The sequence below is a fragment of the Sphingomonas sp. CFBP 13706 genome, from assembly GCF_014842355.1.
Classification (GTDB): domain Bacteria; phylum Pseudomonadota; class Alphaproteobacteria; order Sphingomonadales; family Sphingomonadaceae; genus Sphingomonas; species Sphingomonas aerolata.
Window position 1 is genome coordinate 175,363 of sequence record NZ_JACYVM010000006.1, and the last position, 22,964, is coordinate 198,326.

Consider the following 22,964-nt stretch of genomic DNA (forward strand, 5'->3'; position numbering starts at 1 on the left):
GACGCCACGTGAGGAACGCGACGTCTAAACGGCAGTCCGGCCGCCATCGGATCAGGACGGCATTGCGGAGTCGATCGGAACGCCATGAGGGGACGATCAGCCGCCCGCATACTCAAGGCGCGGTCGGTCTACCTGGCGGGCCTTACCCCCCCCCCATCGCTGCCTACCGGCCGAAGCCGAACCGCTGCCTATGAACCGCCATGTACGGCACCTCGTCGGCGGTGAGTGCTCTCCGCAGCGGGGACGGAACGCGCAGCACGTCGCGGTCCGCTGCCGTCAATCGCTCGGACAGGAGCATTCGGCCGTCGTCCGCGAAGGACGCGAGGCCTCGGTCGAACAGAGCGTCGATGTCAGCCGACAGCAGGAGTCCGTTGGCGGCGTCTAGGCGCTCGCGATCGTTACTGGGACGCCAGGCCTTCACATGGGAAGCGCGAAGGACCTCTCGAACTGCGCACCCCGTCACGGCGCACCTGCCGTCCCATCTTCGCTCGAGATCGGTCCTGTACCGTCCTTGGCCAAGTCTGGCGTCCACAAGGCGCGTACGGGTCGTCGTGGTGAGATCCTTCCGTCGCGAGAGTGCCTTGAGGTCCTGAGTACGCTCCCCCCCATCAGCGTCGGTCACGAGAGCTCGTATGCGATGCCACGCGGGGAGCCGGCCGCTTTCGGGCACGCAGTCAATGAAGGCCGCGGCTTCCTTCGCGGTGAGTTCTGTATGTCTGCCGAACATCGTCAGCAGCTTTTTCGTCCCGCGAAGTTCGCGGGCGTCGAGCGTCACAGGGTCGTCGAGCCAGAGGAACGTCTCGGCGGAGCATCGCCAGTTAGGGATCCAATGAAGATCGTTCGACCAATCGGCCATGAAGGCCGCTTGGTCGTCCCGGTACCGCGTCCGAACGAGATCGACGGACCATGCGTCCGCCGAGAGGCCGTCCAACTGCAGCCTGTCGACCAGACCGAGGCGCTCGGCTCTCGATTCATCGCGGCCGAGATAGCGAGCGCCTCCTACGATTCCCACGAGTTGCTGAAGACCGTCGTGCGACGCGTACAGGAGGACGACGCAGTCCGAATCGGGTGTGAGGTCGCCGATGCCCTCGGTATGGAAGGCCCGCCATTGAGCACCGGCATGCACGAAGCCCAGCGCATCCGAGTTGTTCCACTCCTCGTGGCCATAGCCGGTATCGGACGGATAGCCGCTGGTGGCGCGGTACCCGCCGGGGCGGCGGTATCCCAAGGCATTCCAGAGTATCGGCTTCAGTATGTACCGCGTCATGCGAAGCGCTCCCTTTTTCCGTTCGCCGAAGCCCGATTGCAGTCTCGCGGCACGGGGCAGACCCGAACCACTCATGGCCCGCTACCATCTCCGCTACCGCCGCGAGCAAACTTGTCTACGCGGTACGTCCTGATGACGAAGGGCTTGAGTCCGTTTCGGACGAAGTTTCGAAGTCATCTGTTCCCGGTCGAGGGCTGTCGCCATGACCCTTCGCACGCTACTTGCATCCACAATGGATCAAAACACACTCGACTCCCTGACCGCTCGTGAACGGGACGCACTTCTGCTGATGGCGCAGGGCTATCGGGTCGCCGAGATCGGCCCTCGCATGACCGTTTCCGTTTCCACGGTCGAGACCCACCTGAAGTCGGCTAGACGCAAGCTCGGCGTTAGTTCCAGCCTTCTGGCGGCGCGGGCGGTTTATGGGGACGATGCGCCTCCCCGAATTCTGGGTACCGGCCTTTCGGGGATGGCGACGCCGGTCGAGTCGGCCGACGAACCCCCACCGGTTCCGATCGTGGAACCGGTCGGTGAGAAGGCGCCGCCCCCGACGAACACCGTCCGCTTGGATCAGCCATCGGACGTACTGGGGCGGCTGTTCGGCAGGGAGGGAAACCGTAACGGCCTGACCAAGGTCGAGCGGCTGATCGCCTGGATGCTGCTTTCGGCGCTGGTCGGGATAGGGGCTTTTGCTAGTCTCGCCATCCCATACCTCGTCGAAGCCCTGCATCACCGTTGACCGAAACACGTTGATGCCCCGCGCGTGCCGGGGCGTGGGGAGAATACATGTCCAGGATACGTCAAAGGGCCGCGGACGAACTCGCGGTCGCGTTCATGCCGCTTGAACGGGACGCGGACCGCGTGGCTGCGAATGCATCGCGGTGCGTCGCCATCGCGATGGAAGTCGCGGCGAAGGTCCGCCTCGATCCTACGCGTTCCAACGCCGCCATCGATCTGATGCTGAAGGCGGCGGTCGCGTCGGCCGACGCCCGGCGCCTAGTGCGAGAAGCCCATGAAGCGTTGGCGGGCCTACGCGACGAAGTTGGGCTCGTGACGTCGTACGGCGATTGCGACGAGGGCCAGAAGGTGTTCGGCATCCCGCTGCTTTCCGCTGTCTCCTGAGATGGGTTGACCGGGCGCGCTTCGGCGGGTCCGGTCGTTTTATGGGATTCCGCAACCTCTTCGTAGCGCTGCTTGCAGCAACGGTTCTTTATGCCTTCAAGACGGGCGGAAGACCTGAGAAGTATGCTGCCTGCATGTTCGTCGCCGCTGGTTCCCTGACCCTCGCGGTGCATTCGCCGTGGCCGGTCCGATACGTCGGGCTGGAGACGTCGGTGCTCCTCGTGGACGTCGGCTTGTTGATGTGTCTCCTGAGCATCGCCTTGCTTGCAGATCGGTTCTGGCCCTTGGTCATGGCGAGCCTGCAGACGATGACGGTAGCCGCACACGTCGCGAAGGCACTGGACCTGCGACTTGGGGCAGGGGCCTACCAACAGGCTCTGGTCATCTGGAGCTACGCGACGCTTCCGCTGCTCGTCCTCGCCGTCTGGCGACATGGCCAACGTAGGGCGCAGGGGAAGGGGGAGCGGGACTGGAGTGATTTCCGTGACCGCCGAGAAGATAGAGATAGATTCGTCGATCGAGGAGGATGACCGCGCCCGATATCGGGACGTCGCCGTCCGACTTTACAAGGAGCGCAGAGCGCGGGATGCGCATCTGCCTTCGGCAAAGGACTTCCTGAATGAACCGGTCTGGGACATGCTTCTCGATCTGTTCATAGCCGGGGAGGAAGGGCGGCTGGTCAGCGTCAGCAGCGCTAGTATCGGAGCCTGCGCGCCGTCGACCACGGGGCTGCGCCGGATCGCACAGTTGATAGCGAAGGGGCTCGTATGCCGGACGTCCGACCCGTTTGATGGTAGGAGAGGAATGCTGGGACTGACGGAAGACGCCAGAGCGGCCATGCGTGGGTATCTCGATGTGATCGTTTGAGGCCGAAGTCTGCTGGTCAGGCCACCAACGGCAGGCCTGTTCCGTCAGATCTTGTCGACCACTCCATGGAATCGCCGGTCACCATCATTGACCAATGGGCGGGGACCCTACAGTTGACTCCAAGGGCGTGGCGCAGGCCGATGCGATTCGAGGTGTTGCCCAACACTGTTGATGGCAGCGGGTCTCACGGTCAGTGTCGAGCGTAGAGGTTCGTCATCGATGGCGCGGCGAACGGGATCTTTCTTCCGCCTCACTCCGTTAGGCTACTGCTCGATTCATGTGAGAATTTGCCTCTCGCAACATATGACCAAGCATCGCCCGTCGCAAACGCCACGTGATCGATCAGACGCCGTTACTTAAGAGGGCCGCTCAGGCGGGGCCGATGTGGCCATTGAAGGCAGGTATCAACCACGGCGGAGAGCCGGAAGTGCTACCGGTGTACGAGTAACCGATTCCCGTTACGCCATCCCAGCAGCCTCGCAAGACGGATAAAACTGCGCGAAAGGAGCAGCTACCTGCGAGCGGATACCTATAAAGGCAGGATAAGCTTGCCCCAGGGGCGCGGTCAAGTAGCGCCAACAATATCAGAAGAAAAATGGTGCCCGGAGACGGGGTCGAACCGCCGACACTGCGATTTTCAGTCGCATGCTCTACCAACTGAGCTATCCGGGCATCGTCCGATCGGGATCGGATGAAGGGCCGATCGTGCGATCGGAAGGGCGCGTTTAGTCGGGCTCTTCACCGCTGTCTAGCCCCGTTTGCGATATTGCGCGGCGGGGGATGCGATAGCCTTCGCCGAGCCATTGCAGCAGGTCGCGGTCGCGGTGCCGGCTCGAGCAAAAGGGGGCGTAGTCGGGGACGGCGGGCTGGCCGCAGATCGGGCATTTCACGGCGGGCATCAGCGGCTCTCCAGATCGTGGACGACGCCCGTACGACGGGCGAGCGTCGCCAGCCAGTCGGGGTGCGCCATGAGGCGGGCATGGACCGCGGCGGGCAGCGCATGGCGCCGCGGGGCGGTCGGCGGGGTGCGTTCGAGCGTGCGCAACGCCGCGCGGGCGGCGGCGCCGACCGGATCGGCGCGCAGGATCTCGGGGATCGAGGCGCGGGCGCGCGGGCGGATGATCTGCAGAAAGCCGAAGCCGTTGACCGCGGTGCGCTCGAACGGGGGCGGCAGCGTCGCGTCGATCGCCGCGGCGACGGCGTTGCGCTGCGCCTTGCCGGCGATGGTGGGGAAGTCGGCGCCGATCGAGCCGCCGATCCCGTGGCGGCGGATCGCGCGCGCGACGGCGTGCGCGGCGGCGACCGCCAGCGGGTCGAGCGGCGGCGCGCCGTCGACATCGAACAGCGTCATCGCCGGCGTCGGGGACAGCCGCAGCGCGCCGAGCGGAAAGACGATCTCGCCGCTCATCGCCTCGTCGAGCAGTTCGGACCAGCCCGCGGCTTCGAGTGCATCGGGCTCGTGCGCGCGCGGGGCGTGGATCGGCAGGCCGGTCGCGACGAGACGGTCGTACAGCGTCGGCGCGGCGCAGGGCGGGCGATCGGTGGCGTTCGCCTTGGCGAGCTTGGCGCGGCCGGCCTCGGGCAGTGCCTCGCGGACGATCTCGACGGTCAGGCTGGCGCCCTGCGTGATGCCGGGCGGGAGGTGGCTGACCAGCGCCTCGCCGCCGTCGAGCGCGACGCGGCCGCGCCCGCCGCCCAGCGCCTCGACGAGGCGCGCGCGCGCGACATGGCCGACGCGCAGCGCCACGTCGTCGCGCTCGATCAGTGCCTCGACGATCTGGTCATTCTCGACCAGCGCGGCGCGGTATTCGCCGATGCCAGCTTCGTAGAGCCAGACGGGACCGGGTTCAGGCAAGCGCGAGGCCGGCGGTCTTCAGCAGCGCGCGGGTTTCGAAGAGGGGGAGTCCCACGACCCCCGAATGGCTGCCCGAGAGAAACCGCACGAACGCCTCCGCGCGGCCCTGGATCGCATAGCCGCCCGCCTTGCCGAGCCCTTCGCCGCACGCGATGTAGTCGTCGATCTCGGCGCTCGAGAGCGGCTTGAACGCGACGATCGTGTCGGCGAGGCGGGTGCGGACGGTACCGGCGGCGTCGATCACGCAGACCGCGGACAGGCAGTGATGACGCCGCCCGGACAATTTGCCGAGCAGGTCGCGCTGAATGTCGGCCGTGTCGGCGGGCGGCAGGATGCGGCGGCCGAGCGCGATGGTGGTGTCCCCGGCGATGACGATCTCACCCGCCGCGCGATCGACCGCGCACGCCTTCTCGACCGCGAGACGCAGCGCATAGGCGCGCGGCACTTCGGCCCGGTGCGGGCTTTCATCGATATCGGGGGACGCCACGCGCGACGGCACGACGCCGAGCCGCGCAAGCAGGTCGCGGCGGCGGGGCGAGGAGGAGGCTAGGACGAGCACAATTGCCTCGATCTTGCTGCACGACCGCGGACGACCCGCGGCCAGCGCTTATTTGAAGCGGTAGGTGATGCGACCCTTGGTCAGATCATACGGGGTGAGCTCACACAGCACCTCGTCGCCGACCAGCACGCGGATGCGGTTCTTCCGCATCTTGCCGGCGGTGTGACCGAGAATCTCGTGGTCGTTTTCGAGCTGTACCCGGAACATCGCGTTGGGGAGGAGTTCCACCACGCGGCCGCGCATCTCGAGCAGTTCTTCCTTGGCCAAATATAATCTCTGAATTGGGGGAATTTCGGGACGAGCGCCCTTACCGCAGCTTGGCGAAAAAGGAAAGCACGCCCGAAAGGCGCGCATGGCCCTTATGCCCATACGCGCCCGTCAGACCTGTATGTCGGTGTTCGCTGCGTCCGAAACAAGGGCGCGTCACAGCAGCCCGGGCTGTGTGCCCGTGGCTTCGCGCGCGGCGCGGCGGAAGGCGGCGCGGTCGACATTGGGGATCCGCGGCCGCTTGCCCTGGAACAGGTCGGCGAGCGTGAGGATCTGAAGCCGCGGGAACGTCTCGCCGACGCCGGCGCGGTAGATGCCGACCGCAGCGGCGCGGCGCTCCATCTCGCGCGTGGGCGTGGCGTTCATGATCAGCACGCCGATCGGCGCCTTTTCGCGCGCGATCGTCGCGGCGAGCGTCTCGACCATCGTCACATCGGGATTGAGCCCGCCCTTGACCGAGACGATCGCGCGGTGCGTGACCATCTTTCCTGCGGCGACATCGTGATCGTTGAAATAGATGAGCCCGTCGATCCCGCCATCCGCCCCCTTCTTGCGTCCGCCAGAGGGAAGCGCGTCGACCATAGACACGGCCCACCACTGAAACTGATACTTGTCGCGCAGAGCGAGATCGCGTGCCGAGGCAAGGTCCTTGGGCGTCCCCTCAACGGTAAAGGTGGCGGCAGGGAAGGCGTCGTTCATCCGCTTCTCGATCAAGGATATGGCGAGGTGCGTGACATCGATCCCGATCCACTGCCGCCCGAGCTTCTGCGCCGCATGGACTGCGGTGCCACAGCCGCAGAACGGGTCAAGCACGACGTCGCCCTCGTTTGAGGAGGCAGCAATAATGCGCTCGAGCAAGGCAACCGGCTTTTGGGTCGGGTACCCCAAGCGCTCGTGCGATTGCAAATTCAAGAGCGGGATCTGCCAGACATCATTTTCTCGCACACCGCGGTCATCAATCGTGGTGACATAGGTGTCGTCGCCCTTGATACGCGTATGGTAGTTCTGTTTTCGCCTCAGCGATTTCTCGGTGTAGGGAGTGTAGGCGGTGTTGAACGTATAGTCATTTGATCTCGTGTAGAAAAAGATCGTATCGTGAAGCTGCTGGAAGCGCCGTGCGCCTCCAGTCCAGCGCCGATAGTGCCAGATGATTTCATTGCGGAAGCACTTTCCTCCGAACGTCGCGTCGAGCAACAGTTTCAGATAGTGGCTCGCGGTCGGGTCGCAGTGGAGATAGAGGCTGCCGGTCGATTTCAGGACGCGGCGCAGTTCGAGCAGCCGGACCGCCATCATCGCCAGATAGGCCATCATGTCATTGTCGCCGAGAAACCCGCGCATCGCGTTGAGCAGGTCGAACGCCTTGGTGTTGCCGCTGCGCGCGACCTGGTCGAAGGCATCCTCTGCGCTGTCGTTCCAGTGCCAGCTGTCCTCGAACGCCTCGATCTGCGCGTTCGAGGCGCGGCCGTCGGGTTCCTTGAACAGGATGCCGTAGGTCGCGTTCGAATTGAACGGCGGGTCGAGATAGATCAGGTCGACGCTCTCGTCGGCGATCTCCTTGCGGAGGACGGCGAGATTGTCGCCATAGAAGAGGTGGTTCTCGGGGCGGTTGCGCATCGGGGCAGGATGCGGAGGCGCAAGCCGGTCCGTCCAAGCCAGATGCATCCGGGGACGGTCTATCGGGTCCGTTACGGCGGTATCGGCGGGGGGATGTTACCGAGGGGGCAGCGCGTGCCGCCCCCTCCGTCAGGCTGCACCTGCTACCTCCCCCTTGCGGGGGAGGATCGTCGCGTCAGCCCACCCCGCCGCCGGCCAGCGCGGCGAGCAGCAGCAGCGCGACGATGTTGGTGATCTTGATCATCGGGTTCACCGCGGGGCCGGCGGTGTCCTTGTAGGGATCGCCGACGGTGTCGCCGGTCACCGCGGCCTTGTGCGCCTCGGATCCCTTGCCGCCGTGATTGCCGTCCTCGATATATTTCTTGGCATTGTCCCAGGCGCCGCCGCCGCTGGTCATCGAGATCGCGACGAACAGCCCCGAGACGATCACGCCGAGCAGCATCGCGCCGAGCGCGGCGAAGCCCGAGGCCTGGCCGGCGACCGCGGTGATGATGAAATAGACCGCGATCGGCGACAGCACCGGCAGCAGCGAGGGCACGATCATCTCGCGGATCGCCGCCTTCGTCACGAGATCGACGGTGCGCGCATAATTGGGGCGGCTGGTGCCAAGCATGATGCCGGGATTGTCGCGGAATTGTGCGCGGACTTCCTCGACGACCGCACCCGCCGCGCGACCCACCGCGGTCATCCCGAACGCGCCGAACAGATAGGGGAGCAGCGCGCCGAGCAGCAGCCCGACGATGACGTACGGGTTGCTGAGGCTGAAATCGACCGTGACCTGAGGGAAATAGGTCGCGAGGTCGGTGGTATAGGCGCCGAACAAAACGAGCGCGGCGAGCCCGGCCGAGCCGATCGCATAGCCCTTGGTCACCGCCTTGGTGGTGTTGCCGACCGCGTCGAGCGCATCGGTCTTTTGCCGGACGTCGTCGGGCAGACCCGCCATCTCGGCGATCCCGCCGGCATTGTCGGTGACCGGGCCGTACGCGTCGAGCGCGACGACCATGCCCGCCTGGGCGAGCATCGCGGTGGCGGCAAAGGCGATGCCGATGATCCCGGCGAGCTGGTAGGCAACGATCACCGCGACGACGATGACGAGGGTGGGGAGCGCGGTCGATTCGAGGCTGATCGCAAGCCCCTGGATGACGTTGGTGCCGTGGCCGGTCTCGGATGCCCTGGCGATCGACTGGACCGGGCGGTGGTTGGTGCCGGTATAATATTCGGTGATCCACACGATCAGCCCGGTGACGACCAGCCCGATCATCATCGACCAGAACAGGTCCATGCCGGTGAAGCTCTGCGTCAGCGACGGCGCGGCCTGGGTGGTCAGGTCGTCGGTCGCGGGATCGAGATAGCCTGCGCCGCCGATCACGCGGTGGAGGTCGCCAAGCACATATTGCGTGGCGAGGTAGATGGCAGGGATCGACAGGATCGTCGAGGTGAAGAAGCCCTTGTAGAGCGCGCCCATGATGCTGCCGCCGCCGAGCCGGACCATGTAGGTGCCGATGATCGAGGTGACGATGCACACGCCGCCGACGAGCAGCGGGAGAGTCATCAGCCGCATCAGCTCGGCGCCGCTCGCCTGGATCAGCAGCGCGATCGAGATCATCGTGACGCCCAGGGTGACGACGTACGTCTCGAACAGGTCGGCGGCCATGCCCGCGCAGTCGCCGACATTGTCGCCGACATTATCGGCGATAACCGCGGGGTTGCGGGGGTCGTCTTCGGGAATGCCCGCCTCGACCTTGCCGACCAGATCCGCGCCGACGTCGGCCGCCTTGGTGAAGATGCCGCCGCCGAGCCGCGCGAAGATCGAGATCAGCGAGGCCCCGAAGGCGAGCGCGGTCAGTGCCTCGACGATGATCCGGTCGTTGGGCGCGTGACCCGCCGGGCCGGTCAGGTACCAGAAGAAGGCGCTGATCGCGAGCAGCCCGAGCCCTGCGACGAGCATGCCGGTGACCGCGCCCGATCGGAACGCCATGGTCAATCCGGCCTGGAGCGAGGTGCGCGCGGCCTCTGCGGTGCGGACGTTCGCACGGACCGAGATGTTCATGCCGACATAGCCCGCGACCCCCGACAGCACCGCGCCGATGACGAAGCCGATCGTCGAGATCATGCCGAGCGTGGCGAGCAGGATGACGGCGACGATGACGCCGACGATCGCGATCGTGGTGTACTGGCGGCCGAGATAGGCCTTTGCGCCCTCCTGGATGGCGGCGGCGATGTCCTGCATCTTCGCGTTGCCGGGGGAGGCGGCGAGCACCTGCCGACTGGTGACGAAGCCATATAGGACGGCGATGACGCCGCAGATCATGGCCAGATAGACGGTCGTCATACGGCACTATCCCTTTTTTCAGTTCCTCCCCGGTCTCGGCTTTGCCGAGTCCCGTCCAAGGAACCTATCAGTGCAGGGGTATTGCGCAAGCGACCGTCAGGCGCGGTGCTCATACCCTAGACTTGGCGGCAGCGGGACGGGCGTGCCGGCATCGTGAAGGACCAGCCCCGATCCCGTGAAGAAGGCGCCTATTCGGGTGGCATCGGTGGCGAAATCTTCGGGCGCGGCGAACAGCAGCTGATAGTCGTCGCCTGCGGTCGCTGCCGCGACCCGATCGCCCGAAACCATGCGATAGGCGTCGGAGAGGGGGATGGCGGCAAGATCGATCGCGACGGCGAGGCCGCTGGCGTGCGCCATGCGCGCGGCGTCGATGAGCAGCCCGTCGGACACGTCCATCATCGCATGGACGTGGCGGGCGAGGCGGCGGCCGTCGGCGAGGCGGGGCTGCGGGCGGCGATACGCGGCGAGGAGTTCGGCCGGGCCATTCCTGCCGAGCGCGATCGCCAGTCCTGCGCCGGCATCGCCGATCGTGCCGGTGACGTAGAGCGCGTCCCCCGGCTTCGCGCCGGCGCGGGTGGGGGCGGCGGCGTCGCTGCCGAACGCGGTGACGGTGAGGATGCGGGGTGCTCCCGGGGGGAGGGTGACCGTGTCGCCGCCGATCAGCCGCGTGTCATGGGCCGTAAGGATGTCGGCGAGGCCTTCGAGGAACGCGCGGTCCCATGCGTCGTCGCCGAGCGGGTAGTTGAGCAGGATGCCCTCGGGGACCGCCCCCTTGGCGGCGAGATCGGACAGGTTGGTCGCGACGAGCTTCCACGCGACGTCCTGTGGAGGGTCGGTGGGGAGGAAATGCACGCCCTCGACCAGCGTGTCGGTGGTGACGACGAGGGGCCCTGCGTCGAGCAGCGCGGTGTCGTCGTTCAGGCCGCGCGCCGCGGGGTGGAGCGGGAGGCGGCGCAGCGCGGCAATGAACTCGGCTTCGGTCATGTCCTACTGTACCAGAGCGTCGTCATCCTGACGAAAGTCAGGATCCAGAGCCACGAACGTGGTTCGCCGTTACTCTGGGTCCTGGGTCGAGCCCAGGATGACGAGAGTTTACGCCCGGACCTCTTTCGCGATGCCGTCGAGCAGGCCGTTCACGAAGCCCGATTCGCGCTTGTCGTAAAAGGCGTGCGCGACGTCGACATATTCGCTGATCACCGCGGCGACGGGCACGTCCTTGCGCGCCAGCAGCTCGTAGGTGCCGACGCGGATGATCGCCTTCATCGGCTTGTCGAGGCGGGCGAGCGTCCAGCCCTTGGCGAGCTTGCCCTCGATCAGCAAATCGATCTCACCGCTGCGGGCATTCGCACCGGTCACGAGGTCGTCGAAGAAATCGACGTCCGCCTCGGCATATTCGACGTCTTCGATCGTCGCGCCGAGCCGGTGCTGATGGAATTCGTTGAGCAGGACGGGCATCGCGGTACCCTCCATCTCATGCTGGTAGGTCGCCTGGACGGCGGCGAGTCGCGCGGCGGCGCGTGCCTTGGTGCGGGGAGCGGTTCTGGACATAAGCGGTTGCCTGTACGCGCGGGGGGGCTGCGTGTCAGCCCTTCGCGTTTCGGGCGTGTCTAAGCGAAGAAGATTGGTTCGCGCGGAGGCGCGGAGGCGCGGAGGTGTCGACCTTGCCGCGCAGCGGCCCTCCAATCACCTGCTGGTGATGATCGGAGCGGCTGCGCCGTATACAACATCTCCGCGCCTCCGCGCCTCCGCGCGAACAAAAATCAGTGGTTGAGGCGAAGCCGCAGCGCCACCGATTTTGCGTGGGCCGGCAAACCCTCGGCGTTGGCGAGTGCGACGGTGGCGGGGCCGAGTTCACGCAGCGCGGCTTCGTCGAGCGCGAGGAAGCTGGTGCGCTTCATGAAGTCGAGCACCGACAGCCCGCTGGCGAACCGCGCGCGGCGGCCGGTCGGCAGGACGTGGTTCGGACCCGCGACGTAGTCGCCGATCGCCTCGGGGGTGTAGCGGCCGAGGAACACCGAGCCCGCATGGCGGACGCGGTCGAAAAAGCCCTGCGGGTCGGGGATGGCGAGCTGGAGATGCTCGGCGGCGAGCCGGTCGACCAGCGGGATCGCGTCCGCCAGCGTGTCGACGACGATGATCGCGCCGTTCGCATCCCAGGCGACGCGCGCGACCGCCTCGGTGGCGAGCGCGCTGAGCTGGCGATCGACCGCGTCGGCGACCTTGTCGGCAAACGCCGCGTCGTCGGTGAACAGGATCGACTGGGTGGTCGTATCGTGCTCGGCCTGGCTGAGCAGGTCGGCGGCGGTCCATTCGGGGTCGTTCAGCGCATCCGCGACGACGACGATTTCGGAGGGCCCTGCGACCATGTCGATGCCGACGACGCCGTAGACCTGGCGCTTGGCCTCGGCGACCCAGGCGTTGCCGGGGCCGGTGATAACGTCGACGGGCGCGATGCGGCCGGCGCCATAGGCGAGCGCGGCGACGGCCTGCGCGCCACCGACGCGCCAGACCTCGTCGACGCCCGCGAGATGCGCGGCGGCGAGAACGAGCGGGTTGATCTGGCCATCCGGCGTCGGCGTGACCATGGCGAGACGACCGACGCCTGCGACCTTGGCGGGGATCGCGTTCATCAACAGCGACGAGGGATAGGCCGCGCGGCCGCCGGGGACATAGATGCCCGCCGCATCGACCGGGAGCCAGCGTGCGCCGAGCCGGACACCCGCCGAATCGACCGAGTCGCTGTCGAGCGGGCGCTGCTTCTCGTGATACGCCCGGATGCGCGCGGCAGCGAGTTCGAGCGCGGTACGCAGCTCGGGCTCGAGCGCGTCGAACGCGGCCTTGCAGTCGGCGGCGTCGATCTGCCAGCCGGTCGCTTCGAGGTCGTGGCGGTCGTGCTTCTGCGTCAGGTCGCGCAGCGCGGTCTCGCCGTTGCGGCGGACGGACGCGATGATCGCGGCGACGTCCTGCGTGACGCCTGCGTCCGATTCGCGGCGGTCCTCGACGAGCGCGGTGAAGCGGTCGGCGAAGTCGGCGTCGGTGGTGGAAAGGCGGATCATGCGGCCTGCTCCTGCTCGACGGCGCGGCGGAACGCCTCGACCAGCGGCACCACCCGTGCGCGCGTCTTCATCGCGGCGCGGTTGACGACCAGACGGCTGGTGACGTCCATGATCCGCTCGACCTCGACCAGGCCGTTTTCCTTGAGCGTGCGGCCCGACGAGACGAGGTCGACGATGCGCGGCGCGAGGCCGAGCGTCGGGGCGAGCTCCATCGCGCCGTTCAGCTTCACGCATTCGGCCTGGACGCCGCGGGCGGCGAAATGCGCGGCGGTGACGTGCGGATATTTGGTCGCGACGCGGACATGGCTCCAGCCGCGCGGATCGTCCTTCGCCGCCATTGCGGTGGGCTCGGCGACCGACAGGCGGCAATAACCGATGCCGAGATCGACCGGGGCATAGAGTTCGGAATAGCCGAATTCCGCGATCACGTCCGAGCCGACGATGCCGAGCTGCGCCGCGCCGTGCGCGACGAAGGTGGCGACATCGAACGCGCGGACGCGGATCAGCGAGATGTCGGGGTCGTTGGTCGCGAAGCGGAGCGCGCGGCTGTCTTCGTCCGAAAACGCCGCTTCGGGATGGATGCCGGCGCGGGCGAGCAGCGGCAAAGCCTCGGCGAGGATACGTCCCTTCGGGACGGCGATGATGATCTGGGAGTCTGGCACGCGCCGGGCTTTACGATCGGGCTGGGGAGGGTGCAACCGGATCGCCCCGATCGCCACAACAATACGGCCCGGGATCGCTCCCGGGCCGTCGTGGCGGCTTAGTAGAAGAAGCCGTTGTTGACCTGTGCGACGCGACCGTTGCGCGTGTCGACCAGGACGACGTCGCGGCCATAGCGGACCCAGCGCTGATAGCCGAAGCCCGGGCGCGGCAGGCGATAGGTCTGGTAGTCGTTGATCCAGTAGTTGCGGCCATAATATTGCGGCGCGAACCGGTGGCCGACATTGATCGGGCGATAACGATAGCCGCGCGGGCCGACATAGGCGGGGCGGCGATAGACGTTCGCGTGGCTGCGGCGATAGTCGCGCCAGTCCTCGCGGCGCTCCTGACGGTCTTCGCGCAGCTCGCGGCGGGCTTCGCGGACGTCGCCGCGGTCGCCGTAGCGGCGCGCCTGCTGAAGTTCGCGCTGGCTCTGACGCACTTCGCGGTCGCTGCGGCGCACTTCGCCATAGCTCTGCGCGGTGGCGAACGTGGGAACCAAGGTGGCGGCGGCTACGGCCGCGAGGATCAACTTACGCATGACTGCTCTCCTGTCTTCGACGCCGTATCAAACGGCATGACAGGAGATTTGCTCCCCGGCCGCTGAACGGTTTCAGAATGTGCTGGTCAGGATTCAGACAGGTGGCGGTCAGGCGTCCTCCACTGCCGTCATCCTGACAAAGGGGGAGTCAAATCCCCCAGCGGCGCATTGCGGCGATCACCGCGTCGGGTTTTTCCCAGGAGACGAAATGGCCCGCGTCGACCTTTTCGATCGTCAGCTCGGGGACATAGTCGGCGAGGTCGAGCTGGCTCGGCAGCAGCGCGGTGTCGCGCATGCCCCAGATCACCAGGACCGGCATCTTCATCGGCGGGAAGGGCGCGTCGAGAAAGGCGGGGCGGGGCGGGGTCTCGTCCATCGCGGGGACGACGATCGCGCTGGCGCGGTACCAGTTGAGCATCGCGGTCATCGCGCCGGGCTGTGACCATTCGTCGAGATAGGCGGCCTTGTCCTTGCCCGCGATCGCCTGCGTCACGTGATGCGCGAAGGTCGAGCCGAGGAATTTCTCGAGGCCCGTGCCGGTGAGGCCCTGGTCGATACTCGTGTCGCGGAAGCGGCGGATATACTGGCTCGCCTTGCGCTGTTCGGGGTCGTCGAAGATCGTTCGCTGGAAGACGAGCGGGTGGGGCGCGTTGACGATCACCAGCCGTTCGATCCGGTCGGGATGCTGGAGCGCGGCCATCCAGGCGACCGCGCCGCCCCAGTCATGCCCGACCAGCGTGAAGCGGTCGATCTTGAGCTGATCGGCGAGCGCGAGCAGATCGGCGACGATCTTGTCGGGGGTGTAATTGGCGACGCCCTCGGGCTTCGACGAGCGCGCATAGCCGCGCTGGTCGGGGGCGATGACATAATGGTCGCGCGCGAGGTCGGGGGCGATGTGGCGCCAGGTGCGGTGCGATTCGGGAAAGCCGTGGAGGAGGATGACGGGCGGATGCGCCGGATCGCCGCTGATCGCGACGTCGAGGTCGACGCCGGTGGATAGTCGGAGGCTCTTCAGCTCGGTCATGTCTCTCTCCCGCGTGGTGCCCCGGATCTGGCCGGGGGTCGATATGGTCTGCACTGATAGGGGGAGTGTGCGGTACCGCGCAGGGCGGGACAAGGGCCGGATCCATTTTGCGATCCTCCCCCTGGCGGGGGAGGATCTATCTGCGGGTCAGGGGTAGCTGACCGTCTTGGGTATCGCCGGGATCTCGATCCGTTCCTTCTCGTCGCCGGGGACCTTCGGAAAATTGCCCGCATTCCAGTCGCGTTTCGCCTGTTCGATCCGGTCGCGGTTCGAGCTGACGAAGTTCCACCACACGTGGCGCGGCGTTATGAACGCGTCGCCGCCGCACAGCATCGCCCGCCCGCCGCTCGCCGATCGCAGCGTTGCCGCGATCCCGGGGCGCAGCACGTAGAGCACCTGCGGCTCGAGCTTCACGCCCTCCAACGTCGCCTCGCCCATGGCGAGATAGACCGCGCGCTCCTCCGCGGCCGCGTCGATCGGCACGCTCGCGCCGGGATCGAGCGCGATGTCGGCGTAGATCGTGCCCGAATAGGTCGTGGTCGGCGCGCTCTGGCCCCAGAGACTCCCCATGATGATCCGCGAGCGCGCGCCGTGCGCCTCGATCACCGGCAGCTGCGCCTTGGTGACGTGTTCGAAGGCGGGATCGATCTCCTCGACCGCCTCGGGCAGCGCCAGCCAGGTCTGGATACCCGACAGGTTGGGCCCGCCGGCGCGCTCGTCACCGGGCGAGCGTTCGGAATGGACGATGCCGTGACCCGCGGTCATCAGATTGACCGCGCCGGGCTCGATCCGTGCCTTCGTGCCGAGCGAATCGCGGTGGTCGATCGCGCCGTCGAACAGATAGGTGACGGTCGACAGGTTGATGTGCGGGTGCGGGCGCACGTCGATGCCCGTACCGACCTCGAGATGCGCGGGGCCCATCTGGTCGAAGAACAGGAACGGGCCGACCATCGTCCGGTCCTTGTTCGGCAAGGTGCGGTGGACCTTGAAGCCGCCCAGATCATGCGTCGAGGGCAGGATGGTCTGGAGGACGAAATCATCCAGCATGGCGTGTCTCCGTGGCGTCGAGGAGTTCGACGAGGTCCGCTGGATAGAGGACTTCGTCATGGGCCGCGATGTCGTTTCGGGAAAACCAGCGGTGACCGACGAGCAGCTTGCGCTCCTGATCGGTGAGCCCGCCCGCCGCGACGTCGCACGTATCGACGTCGACGCGGAAATAGCGTTCGTCGGCGGTCACCTCGACGCCTTCGAAGGTGCGGAAGTCGACGACGCGGCGTGCGACCTCGGGGCCGCAATCCATATCGAGCCCGACCTCTTCCCAAAGCTCGCGGCGGGCGGCGGCGGCATAGCTCTCGCCCGGATCGACCGCGCCGCCCGGCGTGCACCAGAGCGGCGGGCGATCGTCGGGGGTGAAGCGGAACATCAGCACGCGGTCCTGCGCGTCGACGAGCAAGATGCGCGCGGCGGGGCGGGGGGTTCTCACAGCCCGATGCACCTCCCCGGCGAAGGCCGGGGTCCAGTTGGAAAGGTCGATATGGCGAAGGGCTGCCCATCGTTATGCCTGTCCCCCAACTGGACCCCGGCCTTCGGCGGGGAGGTGTTGGATGTCGGGAAGCGACCAAGGCTCATGCGGCGTCGAGTTCGGGATAGTGGCGGAAGATGCCGTCGGTGTTGAACGCGATCCGCCGGTCGCTGTTCAGATAGGCCCTGATCGCGGGAATCTCGGCGACCTGGTCGCGGATGCGGGCCAGGTTGGGATAATCGGGTTCGAGCGTGCGCATCCGCTGCGGAAACATGTAACGAAGCCCCTCGACGATCTGGAACAGCGAGGTGTCGGCATAGGTCCAGCGATGGTCGATCAGCCATTCGCCCGGATTGGCCTGTGCCGCATCCTCGAAGTGACCGAGGAATTTGGGGAGCCTTTCCTCGCGGAACTGCTTCGCGGCGCGCGCGGCCTCGGGCTTCTGGTCGGCGTAATAGTCCATCATCGCGACCGGGTGGTGGACGTTGTGGACCTCCGCGACGAGATCGGCGAACGTCAGCTGGAGCTGGTTGAGCCACAGCCGATCGGCCATGTTCGACGGCGCGAGGTCGTGGCGTTCGCCCAGATACATCAGGATGTTGGCGACCTGTGCGATCACCAGACCATTGAGTTCGAGATAGGGCGGGGCGAAGGGCGTGCGGCCGGTGCGGTCGTTCAGATCGGCCATCAGCGCCTCGGCGCCGCGATCGTGCGCCGCATCCGTATAGGGAATCTCGCCGCCCTCGAGCGCGAGCCGGACGAATTCGCCGCGGCCTTGGAGGCCGGGCCAGTACCAGAGCGTATAGGCCATCATGCCTCTCCAGGCGCACGCGCCTTGATCGCAAGCGCATGGATCTGCGTGCTGAGCAGTTCGGCGAGCGCGTGGTTCACCAGGCGTTGCCGGGCGACGCGGTTAAGCCCTTGGAACGCCGGTGCTTCCACCTCGACACGAAAATGCGTCTCGCCGGTGCCGTCGTCCCCCATATGTCCGGCATGCAGTGCGCTCTCGTTGACGACGGTCAGATGGGTCGGGGCGAGCGCGGCGGTGAGGCGCGCGGTGATCTGGTCCTGTACGGAGCCGGTGGCGAGGTCTGTCATCCGACCTATATAGCCCGTTTTGGATAGACGGGGAGCCGGTGACGCAAGACGCGAGAAAAGAGCGCAAGGACCGGCCCAGCCCCCGTTTCCACGGGCGCGTGGAGGGCAGCGGACGTGTGTGCATGTGGCCGGGCTGCGCCGAACCCGGCGAATTCCGTGCGCCACCGCTCGAGGGGCCGAGCGATGGCGGGCCGCCGCAGTTCCGCTGGTTCTGCCTCGAGCATGTCCGCGCATTCAACGCAGGCTATAATTATTTCGACGGGATGACCGCGGACGAGATCCACCATGCGCAGCGGCCGATGGCGGGATGGGAACGCGAGACGCGGGCCTTTGCGCATGGCGGCGGCGACACGCCGCCCAAATGGGCGGACTTTGCCGACCCGATCGATGCGATCGGCGCGCGGTTCGGCGAGCGGATGGCGGCTGCGCGCAAGGATGGTCGCGTGCTGTCCGATGGCGAGCGGCGGTCGCTGCGCGTGCTGGGGCTGGGGACCGACACCGATCGCACCGCGCTGCGCAAACGCTATAGCGAACTGGTGCGGCGCTATCATCCCGACCGCAATGGCGGGGACCGGGCGCATGAATCGGAGTTGCAGAAGGTCATCGCCGCCTATCAGCATCTGAAGGGTGCCGCGGCGTTCGCCTGACGGGTCAGGAGGCGGGGAAGCTTGCCCCCTCCTTGGTGCCATGCGCCGTCTCGCGGTCATAGGCGACATGATAGGCGTCGAGCCCGGCCAGTGCTGCCCGTGCGGCAGCGTCCGCGGTCCGGCAGGNCGCCTCGTGCCGGGCGAGCGCCGCGACGTAGCGGTCCCAATCCGCGCGCTCGGCGGCGGTCAGCCGGGCGGTCGCGGCGAGTTGCGGCATGCGCACCGTTGCCTTGTAGCGGATCGTCGCCGCCGCAAGATCGCAGCCGCCGTGTCTGGTTCGCGGCCAGGACCAGCGCAGGTCCCAGCTGCTCAGCGCATCGACCCGGCGGCCGTCATGCGCATCGGTCGGCCGGGCGGCGTCGATTGCGCGGCGGACCGCCATCGCATCGCCGCCATCGACCGGGTAATAATCGATCGTCACGTCCGGTATTCCGGCAAACGCGGCGTTAGCCTGCGCGCTCGACTGGCCGGTGATCGCCGCGATCGCGAGCAGCGCGACGAGGGGCCGGATCGGCAGGGCGTGGTCACGCATCGGCCCAGCGACGGAGCAGATTGTGATAGACGCCGGTCAGCCTGATCGTCGCCGGGTCGCCCACCCCTTGCGCCGCGGCAACCGCCTGCACGCCCTGATCGAGATCAAACAGGATCCGGCGCGCGCCGTCGTCGCGGACCATCGACTGAAGCCAGAAGAACGAGGCGGTCCGCACGCCGCGCGTCACCGGCGTCACCCGGTGCAGGCTGGAGGCGGGATAGACGACCATGTGCCCGGCGGGCAGCTTGACCGATTGCGGCCCGAACTGATCCTCGATCACCAGCTCGCCGCCGTCATAGTCGGCGGGGTCCTCGAGAAAGAGGGTCGCCGACAGGTCGCTGCGGATCCGGAAATCGCTGCCGCGGCGGATACGGATCGCGGTGTCGACGTGCAGCCCGAAATCCTGCCCGCCGGCATAGCGGTTGAACAGCGGCGGGAAGACCTTCAGCGGCAGCGCGGCGGCGATGAACAGCGCCGACTGCCCCAGCGCGTCGAGGATCATGCCACCGGCGTCCTTCGCCGCGGCGGACTCCTCGGGCAATTGTTCGTTGCGCTTGGCGAGCGCGCTTTGCGTGCCCGAGGTCGCGTTGCCGTCGACCCACTCGGCCGTGTCGATCAACGTACGGACCCGCGCGACGCCGGCGGAATCGAGCACGTCCGGAATCGCGATCAGCACTGCGCGCCCTCCCGCAACGCCGCGACGCCGCGCGTGCGGAACGCCGCGATGTCGCTGGCCGCGAGAAACGCCTGCGCCTTCGTCACAAACGCGGCGTTGCCCCGCGCGCCGGCCTGTTCGAGCCAGCCGAGCGCGGCGTCGATCTCGCCCGCCGCACCGAGCATCCGCGCATGGTTGAAACAGCCGCGGAAATCGCCGCCCTCTGCCGCGCGGGCATAGCAGGCCGCGGCACGCGCGAGGTCGCGGGGGCAGGCCCAGCCATCCTCGGCGAAGCTGCCGACGAAGTTGATCGCCTTCGCGCTGGCAAGCCCTGTGTTCATCGCGGCAACCTTCCCCAGCAGGGCGAGCGCGGCCGGCCTGTCCTCGGGCACGCCGTCGCCCAGCGCCAGCAGCGTCGCGTAATTGTACATCGCCCAGTCGAGCCCACGCGCAGCCGCGACCCGGTAGCATTCGGCCGCGCGCGCCTTGTCGACCGGCGTCCCCCAGCCGATATCGTAGCAGCGCCCGACCATGTTCAGTGCCATCACGTGATGCTGCGCCGCCGCCCTGATGAACCAGGCCAGGGCGGCAGCCGGATCGGCCGCGACGCCGGTCCCGTCGAGCAGCATCTGCCCGTACACCGCCTGTGCCTCCGCCACGCCGGCGTCTGCCGCCTCGCGCACGAACGCCGCGCGCTCCTCCGGACTGCCGGAGAGGCGCGCGGCGATGGCGTCGGGCGAAAGTGTGTCTAGCGCCGTCACTCTGGCCCTCAGAACCGCAGGTTGACCGTGCCGAACACCGTACGGCCCGCGGCGAGCGTGGCATAGTGGCTGGCATAGGTCTGCGAGAAATAGGTGTTGTTGGTCAGGTTCTGCGCGTTGACGCTGAGGTCGATCATGTCGGTCAGCTTGTAGCTGGCCCGCGCATCGAACCGCCAGTAACCGGGCGTGCTGCGGGTGAGGACCTTTGTCGCGGGGGTTACCGTGACGACGCCCGCCGCAGTCTGTCGCGCGGCGCGATTGTCGGCATAGCCGCCGATCTGTTCGTCCATGTACAGCGCGGTGCCGCCGATCTGCAGCCGCTTCGTCACGTCGATATTGGTCGTCGCGGTGAAGCTGTTCTTCGCGGTCTGCGGCACCTGCTTGCCGGTGTTTACCGACACGACGCCGATGGTGCGGGCGGGCTGGATGACGGTCGTCACGCCGTTCGCTGTCGTGGAGATCGCCGGCGCGGTCAGCGTCGTGAAGCCGCCGTCGATGATCTTCGGATCGAGATGCGTGAACCCGCCGAACACCGTCCAGCCGGGCAGGATCGTCCCGCTGACGTTGAACTCGAACCCGCGGATCCGTGTCTCGCCGATGAACGATGCGGTGTTCGTGTCGTCGAGCACGCGCGCGTTGGAAATCTCCGTCTGGAACACCGCCGCGCCGAGCTGCAGCTTCTCGGCGAACAGGCTCGCCTTGGCGCCGACCTCGTATGACTTGGTCTTTTGCGGCTTCAACAGCCCGAGCACTGCGACGGTGATCGCGTTATCCTCGCGGCCTTCGCCGAGCAGGCTGTTCGGCGGCGTCGCGGCGGTCGCGTAGCTCGCATAGAGGCTGGTCTCGGGCGTCGGCTTGAAGACGAGCCCTGCTTGCCAGTTGAAGAGGTTGTCGACGCGCGTGAGCTTCGTCTGCGTTGCGCCCGGCAGCGTAATCGTCGATTCGAACCGGTCGTAACGCGCACCCAGGTTCAGGATCAGTGCCGGGATCAGCGTGATCGAATCGAACGCGTAGACCGCCTTGGTATTGGCGTCGTTCTGCGTTTCGGTGGACAGCGCGCCCCGTGCGATCGGAGTCTGCGTCGTCGACGTGTCGCTCGCGTAATTGACCCAGGGCGCATAGGGATCCGGATCGAACAGGCTGACGCAATAGGAGCGCGCGATCGTTGCCGTGTTGCAGCGTGGCGAGATCGTCGAGCCGTTCGCCGACACGAACGTGCCGCGCCGCGTCTTTTCCCACGAAAGCTCGGTGCCGAGCGAGAAGCTGTGCTCGATGCCGCCGGTATTGAATTTGCCGTACAGGTCGGTCTGGTCGACGATGCTCTCGCTATAGCCGTAGCGCGTGTTGCCGCGCGTCCAGACATAGCCGCCATTGGTCACGTTCGCGCCCGTATTGGTCGCGGTGGTGCCATAGACATTGCCCTGGCTGTCGTCGGGGAGGGTGAAGATGAAGCTTTGCGTGCTGTGCGTGTAGCGCGCGGTGTTGCGCAGCGTGATGCCGCCGAAATCATGCTCGACGCGGATCGTCGCCTGGTTGGTGTCGGCGTCGCGGAAGTCGCGCGCCGCCAGCCCGTAGAAGTTTTTCCGGGAGACAAAGCCGGTCTGGCCGCCCGCGGTCGTCACGGTACCGAGCGCGGGCCGTGTCGTGACGCTGCCGGTGCCGGGGTGATTGTTGATCGTGTAGAGATAGGGGATGCCGCTGTCGGGCAGTTCGCTGCTTTCCATGTGATAGAAGCTCGCGGTCAGCCGGGTCGGCGTGCCGAGCCCGATCGCGACAGAGGGCGCGATGCCCCAGCGCTTCTGCCAGATCGCATCGCGGCCCGCGACGTCCTGGTCGTGCCACATGCCCTGGATCCGGAACGCCGCGGTGTCGGAGATCTTGAGGTTCACGTCGCCGGTGACGCGCTTATAGTCCGCCTCGCCATAGCTGCCGCTGAGTGATCCGAACGTGTCGAGCACGGGCAGACGCGACAGGATGTTGATCGTGCCGCCCGCCGAGCCGCGGCCGCCGAGCGTCGAATCGGACCCGCGGACGATCTGGACTGACTCCACCGCGAACACCTCGCGCGTCTGCGAGGCGAGGTCGCGGACACCGTCGACGAAGATGCTGCCCTGGCTGTCGAACCCGCGGATGAAGGGGCGGTCGCCGATCGGATTGCCACCCTCCGCGGCGCCGAAGGTGATGCCGGGCACGGTGCGCAGCGCATCCGCGAGGCTGTTCGATCCGGTCTGTTCGATCACCTCCTTGGGCAGGACGATGATCGAGCGCGGGGTATCGACCAGCGGCGCGACCTGTTTCGGGCCGGCGTCGCGTTCGCGGTGGCCGTTGACCAGGATCTCGTCGCGGTGCTGCACGTCGGCCGTGTCCGTCGGGGTGGCCTTGGGCGTTGCCGTCGTCCGGTCGGCATCGGCGGCGAACGCCGGCGCGGTCGTGAAGGCACCGATGCAGGACAGGGCCAGGAAGGCGGGCATCGTGGCAGGACGCGGCGCGACGCCCCGCGGCGAAACAGTCGACATAGTGAAAACCCTTTTGCTCTTGGAGTATCG

At 67.0% G+C, this 22,964-nt stretch carries 24 protein-coding genes, 1 tRNA gene and 1 pseudogene; 4 read left to right on the forward strand and 22 right to left on the reverse strand.

Going from position 1 to position 22,964, the window contains the following annotated elements; genetic code table 11:
* Positions 1–163: 163 nt before the first annotated feature.
* Positions 164–1,267 carry an HNH endonuclease gene (locus IFS44_RS13270; RefSeq protein WP_192098785.1) on the reverse strand — a complete coding sequence of 368 codons (1,104 nt, stop codon included), beginning with the start codon at positions 1,265–1,267 and terminating at the stop codon, positions 164–166.
* A 202-nt stretch (positions 1,268–1,469) separates the two neighbouring features.
* On the opposite strand from IFS44_RS13270, the gene IFS44_RS13275 reads away from it, so the two are divergent.
* The 3 genes from IFS44_RS13275 (at position 1,470) to IFS44_RS13285 (ending at position 3,256) form a co-directional block, all read left to right on the forward strand.
* Entirely contained in the window at positions 1,470–2,006 is a 537-nt protein-coding gene (locus IFS44_RS13275; RefSeq protein ID WP_192098786.1) for a response regulator transcription factor, read from the forward strand.
* 122 nt (positions 2,007–2,128) lie between these two features.
* Complete coding sequence (locus IFS44_RS13280) at positions 2,129–2,389, forward strand: hypothetical protein (RefSeq protein ID WP_206757842.1); 261 nt, start codon at positions 2,129–2,131, stop codon at positions 2,387–2,389.
* A 483-nt stretch (positions 2,390–2,872) separates the two neighbouring features.
* Positions 2,873–3,256, forward strand: a complete 384-nt coding sequence (locus tag IFS44_RS13285; protein WP_192098788.1) for a hypothetical protein — start codon at positions 2,873–2,875, stop codon at positions 3,254–3,256.
* 596 nt (positions 3,257–3,852) lie between these two features.
* On the opposite strand, the gene IFS44_RS13290 is transcribed toward IFS44_RS13285, so the two are convergent.
* The 17 genes from IFS44_RS13290 to IFS44_RS13370 form a co-directional block, all read right to left on the reverse strand.
* A tRNA-Phe gene (locus tag IFS44_RS13290) sits at positions 3,853–3,928 on the reverse strand.
* Positions 3,929–3,981: 53 nt separating this feature from the next.
* A complete protein-coding gene (locus IFS44_RS13295) occupies positions 3,982–4,155 on the reverse strand; it encodes a DNA gyrase inhibitor YacG (RefSeq protein ID WP_192098789.1) in 174 nt (57 codons plus the stop codon).
* The gene (locus tag IFS44_RS13300) at positions 4,155–5,111 is read right to left on the reverse strand and encodes a ribonuclease (protein ID WP_192098790.1); all 957 of its coding nucleotides are present in this window, start codon (positions 5,109–5,111) and stop codon (positions 4,155–4,157) included. The genes IFS44_RS13295 and IFS44_RS13300 overlap by 1 nt, the downstream gene beginning before the upstream one ends.
* Positions 5,104–5,673 carry a Maf family protein gene (locus IFS44_RS13305; RefSeq protein ID WP_166747194.1) on the reverse strand — a complete coding sequence of 190 codons (570 nt, stop codon included), beginning with the start codon at positions 5,671–5,673 and terminating at the stop codon, positions 5,104–5,106. Before IFS44_RS13305 ends, IFS44_RS13300 begins: the two co-directional genes overlap by 8 nt.
* 45 nt (positions 5,674–5,718) lie before the next feature.
* On the reverse strand, positions 5,719–5,937 hold the full coding sequence (infA, locus tag IFS44_RS13310) for a translation initiation factor IF-1 (protein WP_031441079.1): 219 nt from the start codon (positions 5,935–5,937) through the stop codon (positions 5,719–5,721).
* Between the two features lie 156 nt (positions 5,938–6,093).
* Positions 6,094–7,551: a DNA-methyltransferase gene (locus IFS44_RS13315; RefSeq protein WP_192098791.1), complete on the reverse strand. Its 1,458-nt coding sequence runs from the start codon at positions 7,549–7,551 to the stop codon at positions 6,094–6,096.
* A 175-nt stretch (positions 7,552–7,726) separates the two neighbouring features.
* Positions 7,727–9,883 carry a sodium-translocating pyrophosphatase gene (locus tag IFS44_RS13320; protein WP_192098792.1) on the reverse strand — a complete coding sequence of 719 codons (2,157 nt, stop codon included), beginning with the start codon at positions 9,881–9,883 and terminating at the stop codon, positions 7,727–7,729.
* 96 nt (positions 9,884–9,979) lie between these two features.
* Positions 9,980–10,867 (reverse strand): thiamine-phosphate kinase, encoded by an 888-nt coding sequence (gene thiL, locus IFS44_RS13325; RefSeq protein WP_166747070.1) that lies wholly within the window; start codon positions 10,865–10,867, stop codon positions 9,980–9,982.
* A gap of 108 nt (positions 10,868–10,975) precedes the next feature.
* A complete protein-coding gene (gene nusB / locus IFS44_RS13330; RefSeq protein ID WP_031396492.1) occupies positions 10,976–11,431 on the reverse strand; it encodes a transcription antitermination factor NusB in 456 nt (151 codons plus the stop codon).
* 212 nt (positions 11,432–11,643) lie between these two features.
* Positions 11,644–12,939, reverse strand: a complete 1,296-nt coding sequence (gene hisD, locus IFS44_RS13335; RefSeq protein ID WP_192098793.1) for a histidinol dehydrogenase — start codon at positions 12,937–12,939, stop codon at positions 11,644–11,646.
* Complete coding sequence (gene hisG / locus IFS44_RS13340) at positions 12,936–13,601, reverse strand: ATP phosphoribosyltransferase (protein ID WP_166747068.1); 666 nt, start codon at positions 13,599–13,601, stop codon at positions 12,936–12,938. Before hisG ends, hisD begins: the two co-directional genes overlap by 4 nt.
* 98 nt (positions 13,602–13,699) lie before the next feature.
* The gene (locus tag IFS44_RS13345) at positions 13,700–14,179 is read right to left on the reverse strand and encodes an RcnB family protein (protein WP_192098794.1); all 480 of its coding nucleotides are present in this window, start codon (positions 14,177–14,179) and stop codon (positions 13,700–13,702) included.
* Positions 14,180–14,327: 148 nt separating this feature from the next.
* Positions 14,328–15,203 carry an alpha/beta fold hydrolase gene (locus tag IFS44_RS13350; RefSeq protein ID WP_192098795.1) on the reverse strand — a complete coding sequence of 292 codons (876 nt, stop codon included), beginning with the start codon at positions 15,201–15,203 and terminating at the stop codon, positions 14,328–14,330.
* Between the two features lie 147 nt (positions 15,204–15,350).
* Complete coding sequence (locus tag IFS44_RS13355) at positions 15,351–16,250, reverse strand: pirin family protein (protein WP_192098796.1); 900 nt, start codon at positions 16,248–16,250, stop codon at positions 15,351–15,353.
* Entirely contained in the window at positions 16,240–16,626 is a 387-nt protein-coding gene (locus IFS44_RS13360; RefSeq protein WP_244650304.1) for an NUDIX hydrolase, read from the reverse strand. The genes IFS44_RS13355 and IFS44_RS13360 overlap by 11 nt, the downstream gene beginning before the upstream one ends.
* Positions 16,627–16,828: 202 nt before the next feature.
* A complete protein-coding gene (locus IFS44_RS13365) occupies positions 16,829–17,536 on the reverse strand; it encodes a glutathione S-transferase (protein ID WP_192098798.1) in 708 nt (235 codons plus the stop codon).
* Positions 17,536–17,823, reverse strand: a complete 288-nt coding sequence (locus IFS44_RS13370; RefSeq protein ID WP_031396501.1) for a BolA family protein — start codon at positions 17,821–17,823, stop codon at positions 17,536–17,538. Before IFS44_RS13370 ends, IFS44_RS13365 begins: the two co-directional genes overlap by 1 nt.
* 122 nt (positions 17,824–17,945) lie before the next feature.
* On the opposite strand from IFS44_RS13370, the gene IFS44_RS13375 reads away from it, so the two are divergent.
* A complete protein-coding gene (locus IFS44_RS13375) occupies positions 17,946–18,470 on the forward strand; it encodes a J domain-containing protein (RefSeq protein ID WP_081877806.1) in 525 nt (174 codons plus the stop codon).
* 127 nt (positions 18,471–18,597) lie between these two features.
* Here IFS44_RS13375 and IFS44_RS22915 read toward each other — a convergent pair.
* The 4 genes and pseudogenes from IFS44_RS22915 to IFS44_RS13395 all read right to left on the reverse strand — a co-directional run.
* A pseudogene (locus tag IFS44_RS22915) lies at positions 18,598–19,002 on the reverse strand (DUF922 domain-containing protein); the annotation flags it as partial.
* Positions 18,995–19,678 carry a Fe2+-dependent dioxygenase gene (locus IFS44_RS22270; RefSeq protein ID WP_192098800.1) on the reverse strand — a complete coding sequence of 228 codons (684 nt, stop codon included), beginning with the start codon at positions 19,676–19,678 and terminating at the stop codon, positions 18,995–18,997. The pseudogene IFS44_RS22915 and the gene IFS44_RS22270, both read right to left, overlap by 8 nt.
* Entirely contained in the window at positions 19,672–20,418 is a 747-nt protein-coding gene (locus IFS44_RS22275; protein WP_192098801.1) for an SEL1-like repeat protein, read from the reverse strand. The genes IFS44_RS22270 and IFS44_RS22275 overlap by 7 nt, the downstream gene beginning before the upstream one ends.
* A gap of 8 nt (positions 20,419–20,426) precedes the next feature.
* A complete protein-coding gene (locus IFS44_RS13395; RefSeq protein WP_192098802.1) occupies positions 20,427–22,934 on the reverse strand; it encodes a TonB-dependent receptor in 2,508 nt (835 codons plus the stop codon).
* Positions 22,935–22,964 lie beyond the last annotated feature (30 nt).

What these genes read in the sequence shown, in the direction of transcription:
- IFS44_RS13320 (WP_192098792.1), bottom strand. Translation starts at nt 9,883, where the DNA reads ATGACGACCGTCTATCTGGCCATGATCTGCGGCGTCATCGCCGTCCTA.
- IFS44_RS13295 (WP_192098789.1), bottom strand. Translation starts at nt 4,155, where the DNA reads ATGCCCGCCGTGAAATGCCCGATCTGCGGCCAGCCCGCCGTCCCCGAC.
- IFS44_RS13275 (WP_192098786.1), top strand. Translation starts at nt 1,470, where the DNA reads ATGACCCTTCGCACGCTACTTGCATCCACAATGGATCAAAACACACTC.
- IFS44_RS13355 (WP_192098796.1), bottom strand. Translation starts at nt 16,250, where the DNA reads ATGCTGGATGATTTCGTCCTCCAGACCATCCTGCCCTCGACGCATGAT.
- IFS44_RS13360 (WP_244650304.1), bottom strand. Translation starts at nt 16,626, where the DNA reads ATGTTCCGCTTCACCCCCGACGATCGCCCGCCGCTCTGGTGCACGCCG.
- IFS44_RS13270 (WP_192098785.1), bottom strand. Translation starts at nt 1,267, where the DNA reads ATGACGCGGTACATACTGAAGCCGATACTCTGGAATGCCTTGGGATAC.
- hisD (WP_192098793.1), bottom strand. Translation starts at nt 12,939, where the DNA reads ATGATCCGCCTTTCCACCACCGACGCCGACTTCGCCGACCGCTTCACC.
- IFS44_RS13345 (WP_192098794.1), bottom strand. Translation starts at nt 14,179, where the DNA reads ATGCGTAAGTTGATCCTCGCGGCCGTAGCCGCCGCCACCTTGGTTCCC.
- nusB (WP_031396492.1), bottom strand. Translation starts at nt 11,431, where the DNA reads ATGTCCAGAACCGCTCCCCGCACCAAGGCACGCGCCGCCGCGCGACTC.
- IFS44_RS13350 (WP_192098795.1), bottom strand. Translation starts at nt 15,203, where the DNA reads ATGACCGAGCTGAAGAGCCTCCGACTATCCACCGGCGTCGACCTCGAC.
- IFS44_RS13375 (WP_081877806.1), top strand. Translation starts at nt 17,946, where the DNA reads ATGTGGCCGGGCTGCGCCGAACCCGGCGAATTCCGTGCGCCACCGCTC.
- IFS44_RS13315 (WP_192098791.1), bottom strand. Translation starts at nt 7,551, where the DNA reads ATGCGCAACCGCCCCGAGAACCACCTCTTCTATGGCGACAATCTCGCC.
- thiL (WP_166747070.1), bottom strand. Translation starts at nt 10,867, where the DNA reads ATGACCGAAGCCGAGTTCATTGCCGCGCTGCGCCGCCTCCCGCTCCAC.
- IFS44_RS13370 (WP_031396501.1), bottom strand. Translation starts at nt 17,823, where the DNA reads ATGACAGACCTCGCCACCGGCTCCGTACAGGACCAGATCACCGCGCGC.
- IFS44_RS13365 (WP_192098798.1), bottom strand. Translation starts at nt 17,536, where the DNA reads ATGGCCTATACGCTCTGGTACTGGCCCGGCCTCCAAGGCCGCGGCGAA.
- IFS44_RS13395 (WP_192098802.1), bottom strand. Translation starts at nt 22,934, where the DNA reads ATGTCGACTGTTTCGCCGCGGGGCGTCGCGCCGCGTCCTGCCACGATG.